Raw genomic sequence first — 12,727 nt, 5'->3', positions numbered from 1 at the left:
CAGACGGGTGCGGCACAGGGTCTAGCGGATGGCCGGATTTCGGTGCTACAAAGCGTTTACACGCGTCACTGACACGTGTCACCTCAGCCTTTCGGAGCTCCCTTCACCCACCCCCTTCCAGGTTTCCCGGGGGCAGAGCTCTCCCCTCGTCCCCTTGGTCTCCCACCACACACTGGAGGGCAGCGTGGCCCTTTCCCACCCCGGTACCGGCTCGGCAGCCGCTACCGATTCCGACCGGACGCCCCGCCCCACCCGAGGGCTGCTGCCGCTGCTGCTCCTCGGCAACACCGCCATGTACGCCCTCTACATCGGCGTGCCCGGATTTGTCCTGGCCCTCCAGGTCGCCGGGATCGACCCGGCGAACAAGGTCGGCAACATGACCGTCGTCTCCGGTGTGTCCGCCGTCTTCGCGACCGTCTTCAATCCGGTCGCCGGCGCGCTGTCCGACCGCTCGGGTCGCCGCAATCCGTGGATCCTGGGCGGTGGCATCGGCGCGTTCGGGGTGATGGCGCTGCTGGGCAGCGTCAACACCGTCCTTCTGGTGACGATCGTCTGGTGCCTGGGGCAGGCGGCGATGAACTTCTACCAGGCGGCCCTGACCTCGGTGGTGCCCGACCGCATCCCGGTGGCCTCGCGCGGCAGGGCCTCGGCGGCCGTGGGCCTCGGCATCCCCCTCGGTTCGACCGTCGGCGCGCTGGTCGGCGCGGCCTTCTCCGACAACTACCGCACGGGCTATCTGGTGTTCGGCGCGATGGTCGCCGTGACGGCCGTGGTCTTCACGACCTGCGCCCGAGAGGAGCGCCGTCCGGGCAAGCCCCCGGTTCCGTTCAAGGAGCAGGTCACGTCCTTCGCGAGCGCGCTGGCGAGCCACGACTTCCGGTGGGCCTTCATCGGCCGCGCCCTGCTCGTCCTCGGCTACTTCGGCGTGCTGGGCTTCCAGCTGTTCATCCTCCAGGACCACACGGAGCTGCCCGGCGGCATGGAGCCCGCGGCCGCGGCGGCGATCCTGACGATGGTCAACTCGGCCGCCTCCGTCCTTTCCACCGTCCTCGGCGGCTGGCTGTCCGACAAGTTCGACCGTCGCAAGCTGTTCGTCGGCGTCTCCGCGCTGCTGGCAGCCGTCGCGATGATCTTCCCGGCGCTGTCCGCCAGCTGGACTGCGATGCTGGTCTTCGGCGCGGTCAACGGCCTCGGCTTCGGCTGCTACATGGCCGTGGACACCGCGCTGGTGACGATGGTGCTGCCGAAGTCCGAGGACGCCGCCCGCGACATGGGCATCCTGAACGTCGCCAACGCCGGCCCGCAGATCGCCGCCCCGTTCGTCGCGGGTCTGGTGGTCCAGCTCTCCGGCGGCTACACGGCCCTCTTCCTGGTGGCCGCTGCCCTGTCCCTGCTGGGGGCACTCGCGGTCTACCCGATCCGCGGGGTCCGCTGATCCCGCACTGCCCTGCGGCCCGGCCACGACGCCCCCGCGGCGCCACCCCCGGCCGGCCCGAGGCAGACTCACCACGCTCCGTCCGCATCACCCGGAAAGGCACGCACGTGCAGCTGAACACCCACACGTGGGGCGAGGGCGACCGCGTCGCCCTCCTGATCCACGGCATCATGGCCGACCACCGCGCCTGGCGGACCGTCGGCCCCGCGCTCGCCGCAAAGGGTTACCGCGTGCTCGCGGTGGACCTGCGCGGCCATGGTCTGAGCGACCGCGCCGGCTCGTACACCCCCGAGGAGTTCGCCGACGACCTCGTCGAGACGCTCCCGGCAGGCGCGGAGCTGGCCATCGGCCATTCACTGGGCGGGCTCACCCTTTCCCTCGCCGTGGACCGGCTGCGCCCGCGGCGTGCCGTGTACTCCGACCCGGCCTGGCACCTGGAGCTGCCCGAGGGATTCGGCCCGGAGGTGTTCGCCGAGTTCAAGGGCGCCTCCCGGGAGACCGTCGCGGCGCTGAACCCGCGCTGGGCCGACGAGGACGTCGACGTGGAGCTGGCGACGCTGGCGCTCTGGGACGAGGCTTCGGCCCTGGGCCTGGCCGACCTGAAGGGCCGCGATCTGCTGCCGGCGAAACCGGTGGTGCCGTCGCTGGTGCAACTGGCCGACCCGAGCATGCTCATCAACACGGAACGGGTCGCGCTGCTGCGGGCCCGCGGCTTCGAGGTCCGTACGGTCGCGGGCGCCGGACACACCATCCAGCGCGACGACTTCAACGGTTTCATGTCCTCGCTGGATGGCTGGATCTAACCGTTCGGAACCAGCGGCCGGTCCCTCCGCCAGGGGACCGGCCGCTCCGCCGTGCGCGATCTGCCGGGCACGGGGTCAGCCGCGCGCCAGCACCTCCCACATCGCCGGGTCCTCGAAGCCCAGTGCCCACAGCCCGGTCCCGGTGACCCCGTGCTTGCGCAGCGCCGGGAGATGGGCGGCGACACCCCGGGCGTCCTGGTACCAGACGGTGCGCTCGGTGCGCCCTTCGGTGTACGTGAAGCGGGGCGAGCCCGCCTGCTTGTCGAAGGTGTACGGCCTGCCCTCGCGCTTGCGCAGTGCCTCCGCCTCCTTCCAGGTGACGTGCCGCGTCGGGGCGCCGGGCGCCCAGTCCCACCCGTAGCCGGGCAGGGCCATCTCGATCTTCGCGGGCGGGATGAGCGCGGTGGCGTGCGCGAGGGTGCGGTCGTACCAGCCGGGGGTGGAGAGGGGGCCAGGCATGCCGCCGCGCCAGTGCAGGTCGTAGCCCATGATGCGGACCCGGTCGGCGGCCCGGCCGAGCGCCGGGTAGTCCCAGATCCGGCCATTGCCGTCGGTCTGCGGGGAGACCGCGACGGCGCAGGTCAGCGCGCGGCGGTGCAGCGCGGTGCACAGTTCGGTGACGAGTGCGGCATACCCGGCGCGGACCTTCCGGTAGGTGGCGTCCCCGGTGGTCGCGAGGGACTCGTAGTCGAGTTCCAGCCCGTCGTAGTCGCCCCGCGCGGCGATGCCGAGGAGGGTGCGCACGTGGAGGGCGCGCTGGGCGGGGCTGGTGACGAGGGCGGCGAGACGGCCCGCGGGCAGTGCCTCGTTGACGGTGGGGACGACCTTGATGCCGGCCCGGTGCAGGCCGTCGACGATGCGCTTCTGCTCCGCGCCGGGGTGTGCGGTCACCCGGTCGGCGGCCTTGAGCTCGTACCAGAAGGGGCTGACGGTGTGGAGCTGGCGGGCGTGGGCGAGGGCGTCCGCGTAGCCCGTCTCCTGGTTCCAGTAGGGCAGCCAGGCGGAGACGGTACGCGCGGGCTTCGCCGTGCGGGGGCGGGTGGGGTGCGTGGGTTCGGTGTGTCGGGGGGTGGTGTGCGTGGCGGCGCGTCCGGTGCCATCGTGCGAGTCGGCATGCCCGGTGTCGGTGCCCGGGTCGGCGGCGCGTCCGGCGTCCGGGCCCGAGTCGGCGGCGCGTCCGGTGTCGGCGCGCGAGTCGGCATGTCCGGTCTCCGCGCGTGTGGCGGCCGGTCCGGCGAGCAGCGTGGCGGCGGTCAGGGCGGCGAGGAGCGTGAGGTGGCGCATGGTCAGAGCCTGCGGGGCCACGGGCGGCACCGCCGCGCGGACTGGGCCGACCGGTGGGGCCGGGTCCCCTACCCTGGCGGGCGTGACGACTTCACTCGACGACCCCAGGGACCTGCCGGGCAGCTCCGGCCCGGCGATGACGACCGAGGCCGACCCGCACGGGATCGGCCCCGTCCGCACCGAGTACGCCCCCGAGTGCGACGGCGACCCCGATCCCGGTGAGATCGTCTGGACCTGGGTGCCCTTTGAGGAGAACGACGGTCGGGGCAAGGACCGCCCCGTGCTGGTGGTGGCCCGCGAGGAGGCGGGCACCCTGCTCGCCGTACGGCTGTCCAGCAAGCGGCACGACCACGACCGGGAGTGGCTGGCGATCGGCTCCGGCCCCTGGGACGGTGCGGGGCGCGACTCCTGGGTGGATCTCGACCGCGTGCTGCGGGTGCACGAGGCCGGGATGCGCCGGGAGGCGTGCGCGCTGGACCGGGTCCGGTTCGATCAAGTGGTGAACAGGTTGCGGGAGTTGTACGGCTGGAGCTGAGGGCCGGAAGATCGGTGGCCTGGGGCACGAGCGGCACGTGGAAGGTGCGGCAGGCCCTCGTGTCACACTGCCGGGAAGGCCTCCCGGAACGCTCCGAGGGCCTGCCCCCGCCCGGTGCGGCCCAGTACGGCGAACACCACTTCGTCGAAGTGGCGGGCGAACCGCCCGTCGCCGGTGAGGAGTTGGCGGAACGATCCGGCCACCGTCGCCGGGTCGTTCTGGAATACCCCGCACCCCCAGGCCCCCAGCACGAGGCGCCGGTAGCCGCAGGCCACCGCGGTCTCCAGGACGCGTTCGGCCCTCCGGGCGAGCGCACCGGGGATGCGGTGCATCGCACCCGGTGAAGTACGCCGGACGACACCGGCGTTGGGGGCGGGCGAGGTGAGGAACCCGACGGTGTACGGGGTGGCGAGCAGCTCTCCCCTGTCGCCCCGGAAGACCGGCACTCCAGGGGCGTGGATCACCCGGTCGGTGTAGAACACGTCGCGCTCCGCCCGGTGGTGGGCGTAGAAGTCCGGCGCCCGCAGCAGGCACGCGTACAGCGCGGAGGAGCGGCAGACGGCCTCCTCCTGGGCCTGGGCTCCGTTGAGGTAGCCGCCGCCGGGATTGCGCGCGGACGCGAAGACCAGGACCGCCACCGGGTCCGCGGCGGCGGCGGTCATCCTTCGCGCCGCCTCCGTGCTGCTCTCGGCGGTGACCTCGAAGCGGGTGGTGCGGTCGGTGCCGGGGTCCGCGGGGACCGGCTCGGGGCCGTAGGTGCGGGTGCCCGTCAGGGCTGCCTCCAGCGCGCCCCCCAGCGCTACGGCCCGGCCGCCGGGGGCGGTGTATTCGCCCACCCCGACGATCGCCTCGGTTTCTTTCGCGATACCGCGTAGTCGTGCGCTCACAGGGCAGATGTTCACCTTCGTACAGGCGTACGCACAAACTCTTTTGTGCCGCGAGCGGTGATTCGGGGGCTCTGCCTGCGGAGCCTTTCACCGCGCCCCTCCGGCGGCTCAAAGGTACTCTTGTGCGACGCGAGAACAGTCGCTTAGGTGGTCAGCTGTGCCCCGGGCCGACCGGCCGGGGCGGCCGCCAGCCGCGGTCTCCGACAGGAGGAGCAGCCATGCCCAAGTACTCGTCAGGAGAGGGTGGACCGCCGATTTCCGAGACGGAGGCGGAGGACCTCCTACGGTGTATCTGCTTCAAGACAGGCCCTCCCAGGTCGCTCGGGGTCGAGCTCGAATGGCTCGTCCACGACCTCGATCAGCCGGACCTGCCCGTCTCCCCCGACCGTCTCGCCGCGGCCCACGCCACGGCCAGGGCGCTGCCCCTGCGGTCGGCGGTCACCGTCGAACCCGGCGGTCAGCTGGAGCTCAGCTCGCTGCCCGCCCCCTCGCTCACCGACTGCCTGCGCACCGTGTCCGCCGACCTGCGCGCGCTCCGCGAGGCACTTCGCCCCCAGGACCTGGAACTCGCCGGATACGGCCAGGACCCCTGGCACCCGCCCCGGCGCTTCCTGCGCGAACCCAGGTACGAGGCCATGGAGGGCCATCTCGGGCGGTCAGGACCCGCCGGAATGGCCATGATGTGCACGTCCGCCTCGGTCCAGGTGTGCCTGGACGCGGGGCACGAGGAACCGGGGCCGCTCGGACTCGGCCGGCGCTGGGCCCTGGCCCATCTGCTCGGCGCGGTACTGGTCGCCGTGTTCGCGCACTCACCGCTGGCCCGGGGCGCCGCCACCGGGTGGCGTTCGCACCGGCAGGCGCTCTGGGCGGGCATCGAGGCGGCCCGCTCGCTGGCCCCGGCCACCGGCGTCGAGCCGCGGGCGGCCTGGGCCCGGTTCGCCCTGGACGCCACCGTGCTGTGCCTGCGCGACCAGGGCGGTGACCTGCGACAGGCACCCGAGGGGCTGACCTTCCGGGAGTGGCTGCGCACCCCGGAGCGGGTGGGCCGGCGGCCGGTCCGCAGCGATCTGGAGTACCACCTGACCACCCTGTTCCCGCCGGTACGCCCCCAGGGCCATCTGGAGCTGCGGATGATCGACGCGCAGCCGGGCCCGGACGGCTGGCTCGTGCCGGTGGCGGTGACCGCCGCCCTGTTCGACGACCCGGCCGCCACAGAACTTGCCTGGCGCACCGTCAAACCCCTGGCTGAGCTGGCCGGTTCGGATCCGCCGCCGCGCAATCCGCTCTGGGAGGCCGCGGCCCGCGACGGGCTGGCCGAACCGGAGCTGCATGCCGCAGCCGTGACCTGCTTCGCGGCGGCCCTCGATGCGCTGCCCCGGATGGGTGCGGACCGCGCGGTGCGGGACGCGGTCGCCTCGTTCACCGAGCGGTACGTGATCCCGGGCCGCAGCCCCGCCGACGACCTGCTGGACGCGCACGCCGCGGCCGCTCCGCCGCTGCCGCCCCTGCCCGCCCCCGGATTCGCCCCGCGCCCCGGAGAGGACCCGCTCGTATGACTGAGACCGCCCAGCCCCTGGACGTGGATGCCGAGGGGCTTCGCAGCCGTGCCGTCGCGGCGCTGTCCCGTGCGCGGGAGCGCACCTCGCTGCTCACCTCGTGCGTCGACGAAGGCGAACTGACGGCGCAGCACTCGCCGTTGATGTCCCCGCTGGTGTGGGACCTGGCGCACATCGGCAACCAGGAGGAGCAGTGGCTCCTGCGGAACGTCGCCGGGCGGGAGCCGATGCGCCCCGAGATCGACTCGGTGTACGACGCCTTCGAGCATCCGCGCGCGGCGCGGCCCTCCCTGCCACTGCTCGCCCCTGACCAGGCCCGTGCGTACGCCGCGGAGGTGCGCGGCAGGGTGCTGGACGTGCTGGAGCGCAACCCCCTGCGAGGCGGCCCCCTGGTGGACGCCGGGTTCGCGTTCGGGATGATCGCCCAGCACGAGCAGCAGCACGACGAGACGATGCTGATCACCCATCAGCTGCGCAAGGGGCCCGCCGCTCTGACCGCTCCCCCTCCCCCGTCCGCTCCGGCCTCGGCGGCCCGCCTGCCGGCCGAAGTCCTGGTGCCCGGCGGTCCTTTCACCCAGGGGACGTCCGTCGAGCCCTGGTCGCTGGACAACGAGCGGCCCGCACACGCCGTGTTCGTACCGCCGTTCCTGATCGATACGACTCCGGTGAGCAACGAGGCGTATCTGCGCTTCGTCGAGGAAGGGGGCTACCGGGAGCCGCGCTGGTGGGATCCGGCGGGCTGGGACATGGTCCGCGGGCACGAGCTGGCCGCACCGCTGTTCTGGCGGCGCGAGGGGGGCACGTGGCTGCGCCGGCATTTCGGCGTGCTGGAGCCGGTCCCCCTCGCCGAGCCGGTGCTGCACGTGAGCTGGTACGAGGCCGACGCGTACGCCCGGTGGGCGGGGCGGCGGCTGCCCTCCGAGGCGGAGTGGGAGAAAGCGGCCCGGTTCGACCCTGCGTCGGGCCGCTCCCGGCGCTACCCGTGGGGCGACGCGGACCCTTCGCCGGATCTCGCCAACCTCGGGCAGCGGCATCTGCGCCCGGCCCCGGTCGGGGCCTATCCGGCGGGTGAGTCGCCGCTGGGGGTACGTCAGTTGATCGGGGACGTGTGGGAGTGGACGTCGAGCGACTTCCTGCCCTACCCGGGGTTCGCGCCGTTCCCCTACCGCGAGTACTCGGAAGTCTTCTTCGGTGCCGCGCACAAGGTGCTGCGCGGCGGCTCCTTCGCCGTGGACGCGGTGGCCTGCCGGGGCACCTTCCGCAACTGGGACCTGCCGGTGCGGCGGCAGATCTTCGCCGGGTTCAGGACCGCCAGGGACGCGGTCGGCGGTGATGTCTGATGTGCCGTCACCTGGCGTACGTGGGAACCGAGTTGTCGCTCGGCGACGTGCTGGTCTCGCCCGCGCACGGGCTGTACCGGCAGGCCTGGGCGCCCCGGCTCCAGCGGTACGGGACGGTCAACGCGGACGGCTTCGGAGCGGGCTGGTACGCGGGGGCGGATCCGGTGCCCGCGCGGTACCGGCGCAGCGGACCGATGTGGGCCGACGCGAACTTCGCGGACCTCGCCCGCGTGGTCCGCACCCGCGCCCTGCTGGCCGCCGTACGGGACGCCACCGAGGCGGGTGCGGACGGCGAGGCGGCAGCGGCCCCCTTCGGCTCGGGACCCTGGCTGTTCAGCCACAACGGGGCGGTGCGCGGCTGGCCGGGCACCCTCTCGGCGGCCGCGGCCGGCCTGCCCACCGCCGAGCTCCTCGCCCTGGAGGCGCGCTGCGACTCGGCGCTCGTCTGGGCACTCGTACTGCACCGGCTGCGGGCCGGAGACGAGTGCGGCCAGGCCCTGTCCGAGACCGTGCTGGAGGTGGCTTCGGCGGCGCCCGGGTCCCGGCTGAACCTCCTGCTCACCGACGGCGAGAGCCTCACCGCGACCGCCTGGGGCGACACCCTCTGGTACCTGACCGTGCCGGACCGGGGCATCGTCGTCGCCTCCGAGCCGTACGACGACGACCCGCACTGGGCCGAGGTCCCGGACCGCACCCTGCTCTCCGCCACCCGCACCGATGTCCTGCTGACCCCCTTGAAGGAGCCCACCGCGTGAGCCCGTTCATCGTCACCCGCACCCTGCCCGTGGACGCGACCGGCGCCGATCTGCGCACCGACGTCCTCCAGGGGCTCGGCCGCGATCCCAAGTCGCTGCCGCCCAAGTGGTTCTACGACGCGCGCGGCAGCGAGCTGTTCGAGGAGATCACCCGGCTGCCCGAGTACTACCCGACGCGCGCGGAGCGGGAGATCCTGCTCGCCCGGGCCGGAGAGATCGCGGCCGCCACCGGTGCCCGCACCCTGGTCGAGCTGGGTTCCGGGTCCTCGGAGAAGACCCGGATCCTGCTCGACGCCCTCCCCGGGCTGCACAGCTATCTGCCGGTGGACGTGAGCGAGAGCGCGCTGACCCTCGCCTCCCGGTCGCTGCTCGAGGAGCGTCCGGGGCTCTCGGTGCACGCGCTGATCGCCGACTTCACCCGGGGTCTCACCCTGCCCGGCACCCCGGGGCCCCGGCTGGTGGCGTTCCTGGGCGGAACCCTGGGCAATCTGCTGCCGGACGAGCGTGCGGTGTTCCTGAAGACGGTGCGCGCGCTGCTGCTGCCCGGCGACGCGCTGCTGCTCGGCACGGACCTGGTGAAGGACGAGGACACCCTGGTCGCCGCGTACGACGACTCCGCCGGGGTGACCGCCGCCTTCAACAAGAACGTGCTCGCCGTCCTCAACCGCGAGCTGGGCGCGGAGTTCGATCCGGACGACTTCGCCCATGTGGCCCGCTGGAACCACGAGCACGAATGGATCGAGATGCGCCTGCGGGCACGTTCCGCGCTGGTCGTCAAGGTGCGGGAGCTGAATCTGGAGGTCGCCTTCGAGGAGGGCGAGGAGCTGCGCACCGAGGTGTCCGCGAAGTTCCGCGAGGAGGGCGTACGGGCGGAACTCGCCGGCGCCGCGATGGAGTTGACCCACTGGTGGACGGACGAGGCGGGCCGCTTCGCGCTGTCGCTGTCCACTCCGGCGTAACGGCGGCCCCGGCCGGGCGCCCCCGCTCGGCACCGGCCGCGCAGCCCGGCCCGGCGCCGGGGGCGCGGCCGGACGGGCTCAGTCCCCGCACGCCGCTCCTGCCGCACGGGCGGAAGCGGACGGCGTCCGCGCTCCGGGGCCGGGGGGACGGGCCCGCTACTCCTGCGACGAGCCGACGCGCTGGAGGATGGTGGAGATGGCGGTGGAGGCCCCCTTCGCCGACGCCTCCAGGTCGCCGCCGCTGAGTACCTTCGTCATGTACGGCTTGATGGGATTGACCGCCTCGACGTCGCCCCACTTCGGCGACGGAGGCGTGGCCCGTCCTTCGAGGGTGCCCCTGGCCATGGCGGCCACCCCCTCCTCACCGGCCACCGCGGGGGCGAGGCTGCCCTTGTTGGGCACGTAGTTCATGGTGCGGGCGAGGTCGGTCTGCCACTTCTCGCCGGCCAGGGCTTTCACCACGGCCACCGCCGCCCGCCGCTGGTCGGTGTTCTGCGGGATCACGAGGTCGGAGCCGCCGACGAAGACGGCACCCGGCTTGTCCGTCACCTTGCCGGGCAGCGGGAAGAAACCCAGCTTCCCGCGCAGTGCCGGATTCTTCTCCTCGATGAGCTTGGCGGTTCCGGGGGTCGCGATGATCTGTGCGATGTCACCCTGGGCGAACTGTCCGGCCTGCGGGGGCTTCTCCTCGTCGGCGTTCTTGGGGCCGTCGCCGAGCGCCTGCAGCTTCTTGTAGAACCGCATGCCGTCCAGGGCGGCCGGGGTGTGCAGCTGGCCGTGCCACTTGCCGCCCGTCTCGACGGCGAGCTCGCCGCCCTCGTCCCAGATGAATCCGGCGAGCGTGTACCAGTCCTGCCCGGCCAGGTAGATGCCCTGGTTTCCCCCTGTATTGAGCTTCCTGGTGGCCTTGACCCACTCCGTGCGGTCGCGTGGCAGCTGTTTGATGCCCGCCTTCTCGAAGAGGTCCTTGCGGTAGATGACGACCCGGCTGGCGGCGTACCAGGGGATGCCGAACTGGGCGTTGTCGACGGCCCCCGGGTGGGCGAGGCCGGGCAGCCAGTCCTCGCCCCCGAAGTCGCGGACGGCTTCCAGGGTGAGGTTCTCCAGGCCGCCGCGCTCGGCGTACTGGGCGACATGGGTGTTGCCGACCTCGATGACGTCGGGCGGGTTGCTGCTGTCCAGTGCCTTGTTGACCTTGGGGCCGATGCCGGCCCACGACTGGATCTGGATGTCCAGCCGGGTGTTCGCGTTCTCCCTCTCGAACTCCTCCGTGAACCTCTTGAGGAACTCGCGCGAGGCACTGTCCTTCATCAGCCAGATCGTGACGGTCTTGATCTTCTCCTCGGAGGAGCTGGGGATTAGTCCGCAGCCGGCGAGAAGGGCTCCACAGGCGACAAGGGCGGTGGAAACAGCTATGGAGCGTTTCTGTACGAGGTTCACGGATCAAGAAATTGGCATGAACCATTCGGTGGGTCAAGGGTTGTTCGGAATGTATTGACCGCGAACCGCCGGTAAGGGCGGTGTCAGGTGCGCCCGTCCCGTTCCTGGGCGTCTGCCAGCGCCTGCGAGGCGGCGGCCCAGCGGGCCCGTACGACGGTGAAACCGGCACGCTCGGCGGCCTCGCACACCTGGGCGTCGTCGTCGACCAGAACGTGTACCTCGCGGTCGCGGGCCAGCTGCCGCAGGATTTCCAGCTTGGTCAGCCTGGCCGGCCGCCGGTCGTTGTCGCCACGCATCCAGAGCCGTCCCTCGGGCAGTGACTGCCGGGCGAGCCAGTCCACGGTGTCCCGGCGGCACCTTTCCGGCCGGCCGGTGAGGTAGACGACCTCGCACTCCTCGGCGCTGCTCAAGGCCAGGGCCACCCCTTCGGCGAGCGGCGGGTCCTGGGGGGCCGCGGCGAAGAAGGCGTTCCAGTCGCGGGGCCTGCGCTCCAGGAAGCGCTGCCGGTGGGAGCTGTCGGCGAGGGTGCCGTCGAGGTCGAAGACGGCCAGAGGTCTGAGCGGGTCCGCGCCGCGGTGGTCGGTCATGGACACCAGCGTAGGCAGCGGGCCGGGAATCCTGCCGCCGGGTAAACGTTGCACCCTGTGTGAGCACATTGATCGAACGCACCCGGTTCTCGGTACTCGACCGCTCCCGCACCCGTGAGGGGCAGGACGGCCCTCAGGCGCTGCGCGACTCGGTGGACCTGGCCCGCCGCCTAGAAGCGCTGGGCTACTTCCGTTTCTGGGTCTCCGAGCACCACAGCGTGCCGGGGGTGGCCGGGTCCGCGCCGACGGTACTGGCGGCGGCGGTCGCCGCAGCGACGTCGGCCATCCGGGTGGGTACGGGCGGGGTGATGCTGCCCAACCACCAGCCCCTGGTGGTGGCCGAACAGTTCGGGGTGCTGGAGTCCCTGTTCCCGGGCCGGATCGAGATGGGGCTCGGCCGGTCGGTGGGGTTCACGGGCGGGGTGCGCAAGGCCCTGGGGCGGGACAAGGACGACGCGGACCGGTTCGCCGAGCAGCTCGACGAGCTGCTCGGCTGGTTCACCGGCGGCGGGCCCGTGCACGCGTACCCGGCGGAGGGTCTGCGTGTGCCGCCGTTCGTGCTGGCCACCGGGGAGGGTGCCACGATCGCCGCCGAGGCGGGGCTGCCGGTGGTGGTCGGGGACCTGCGGGGCCGGGAGAAGCTGCTGGCGGCCGTGGACCGCTACCGGGCGGCGTTCCGTCCGTCCGCGTGGGCCGCCGAGCCGTACGTGGTGATCGCCGGGACGGTGGCCGTCGCGGACACCGAGGAGCAGGCCCGCCGCCTGCTGGTCCCCGAGGCCTGGTCACTGGCGTACTCGCGCACGCACGGCACGTTCCCGCCGCTGCTGCCCGCCGACCACGTGGAACGCCTGGCGGCGGCGGACAGCGCCTCGGGCGGCATGACGGACAGGGAACGGGGCTTCTACGAGAGCGGGCTCCAGGGGCACCTCCACGGGACGCCGGAGCAGGTCCGGGCGGCTCTGGAGTCGGTGATCGCGGCGAGTGGCGCCGACGAGGTGCTTCTCACCACCAGTTCCCACGACCGGGAGGGCCTGCTCGACTCGTACCGGCAGCTGGCGTCCCTGGTGGGGCAGCGGGGGGCCGGGGACCGCGTGGAGCCCCGGCAGCGCAAGGAGGACAGGGGACAGGAAGGGACCAGCGCCTAGT

General features: G+C 72.7%; 12 protein-coding genes. 8 read left to right on the top strand and 4 right to left on the bottom strand.

What is annotated here, in order from left to right; all coding sequences use genetic code 11:
• The first annotated feature begins 184 nt into the window (after window positions 1-184).
• Together ACFWVV_RS21145 and ACFWVV_RS21140 are read left to right on the top strand one after the other, a co-directional pair.
• A complete protein-coding gene (locus tag ACFWVV_RS21145; protein WP_384353616.1) occupies window positions 185-1,435 on the top strand; it encodes an MFS transporter in 1,251 nt (416 codons plus the stop codon).
• Between the two features lie 107 nt (window positions 1,436-1,542).
• On the top strand, window positions 1,543-2,238 hold the full coding sequence (locus tag ACFWVV_RS21140) for an alpha/beta fold hydrolase (protein ID WP_384353620.1): 696 nt from the start codon (window positions 1,543-1,545) through the stop codon (window positions 2,236-2,238).
• A gap of 75 nt (window positions 2,239-2,313) precedes the next feature.
• Here ACFWVV_RS21140 and ACFWVV_RS21135 read toward each other — a convergent pair whose 3' ends face one another.
• Window positions 2,314-3,522 (bottom strand): glycosyl hydrolase family 18 protein, encoded by a 1,209-nt coding sequence (locus ACFWVV_RS21135; RefSeq protein ID WP_384353624.1) that lies wholly within the window; start codon window positions 3,520-3,522, stop codon window positions 2,314-2,316.
• 136 nt (window positions 3,523-3,658) lie between these two features.
• On the opposite strand from ACFWVV_RS21135, the gene ACFWVV_RS21130 reads away from it, so the two are divergent.
• The gene (locus ACFWVV_RS21130) at window positions 3,659-4,057 is read left to right on the top strand and encodes a type II toxin-antitoxin system PemK/MazF family toxin (protein WP_384353680.1); all 399 of its coding nucleotides are present in this window, start codon (window positions 3,659-3,661) and stop codon (window positions 4,055-4,057) included.
• A gap of 62 nt (window positions 4,058-4,119) precedes the next feature.
• Here the strand turns inward: ACFWVV_RS21130 and ACFWVV_RS21125 are convergent, their stop codons facing one another.
• Window positions 4,120-4,944 (bottom strand): TIGR02452 family protein, encoded by an 825-nt coding sequence (locus ACFWVV_RS21125; RefSeq protein ID WP_384353627.1) that lies wholly within the window; start codon window positions 4,942-4,944, stop codon window positions 4,120-4,122.
• A gap of 218 nt (window positions 4,945-5,162) precedes the next feature.
• Between ACFWVV_RS21125 and egtA the strand changes: the two genes are divergently transcribed.
• Genes egtA through egtD form a run of 4 tightly spaced genes read left to right on the top strand, consistent with a single transcriptional unit; the run spans window position 5,163 to window position 9,554 of the window.
• Window positions 5,163-6,500, top strand: coding sequence for an ergothioneine biosynthesis glutamate--cysteine ligase EgtA (egtA, locus tag ACFWVV_RS21120; RefSeq protein WP_384353630.1), 1,338 nt, complete (start codon window positions 5,163-5,165; stop codon window positions 6,498-6,500).
• Entirely contained in the window at window positions 6,497-7,840 is a 1,344-nt protein-coding gene (egtB, locus tag ACFWVV_RS21115; protein WP_384353633.1) for an ergothioneine biosynthesis protein EgtB, read from the top strand. The genes egtA and egtB overlap by 4 nt, the downstream gene beginning before the upstream one ends.
• Window positions 7,840-8,595 carry an ergothioneine biosynthesis protein EgtC gene (gene egtC / locus ACFWVV_RS21110; RefSeq protein ID WP_384353636.1) on the top strand — a complete coding sequence of 252 codons (756 nt, stop codon included), beginning with the start codon at window positions 7,840-7,842 and terminating at the stop codon, window positions 8,593-8,595. The genes egtB and egtC overlap by 1 nt, the downstream gene beginning before the upstream one ends.
• Window positions 8,592-9,554, top strand: coding sequence for an L-histidine N(alpha)-methyltransferase (gene egtD / locus ACFWVV_RS21105; protein WP_384353638.1), 963 nt, complete (start codon window positions 8,592-8,594; stop codon window positions 9,552-9,554). Before egtC ends, egtD begins: the two co-directional genes overlap by 4 nt.
• Before the next feature lie 156 nt (window positions 9,555-9,710).
• On the opposite strand, the gene ACFWVV_RS21100 is transcribed toward egtD, so the two are convergent.
• Window positions 9,711-10,994, bottom strand: coding sequence for an extracellular solute-binding protein (locus ACFWVV_RS21100; RefSeq protein ID WP_384353640.1), 1,284 nt, complete (start codon window positions 10,992-10,994; stop codon window positions 9,711-9,713).
• 83 nt (window positions 10,995-11,077) lie between these two features.
• Window positions 11,078-11,581 (bottom strand): hypothetical protein, encoded by a 504-nt coding sequence (locus tag ACFWVV_RS21095; protein ID WP_384353642.1) that lies wholly within the window; start codon window positions 11,579-11,581, stop codon window positions 11,078-11,080.
• 59 nt (window positions 11,582-11,640) lie between these two features.
• Between ACFWVV_RS21095 and ACFWVV_RS21090 the strand changes: the two genes are divergently transcribed.
• Window positions 11,641-12,726, top strand: a complete 1,086-nt coding sequence (locus ACFWVV_RS21090) for an LLM class flavin-dependent oxidoreductase (RefSeq protein ID WP_384353644.1) — start codon at window positions 11,641-11,643, stop codon at window positions 12,724-12,726.
• Window position 12,727: the final 1 nt, after the last annotated feature.

It is taken from the genome of Streptomyces sp. NPDC058663, from assembly GCF_042716745.1.
In the GTDB taxonomy this organism is placed as follows: domain Bacteria; phylum Actinomycetota; class Actinomycetes; order Streptomycetales; family Streptomycetaceae; genus Streptomyces.
The sequence above is the reverse complement of the archived record's forward strand: the minus strand, read 5'-3'. Positions and strand labels throughout refer to the sequence as shown.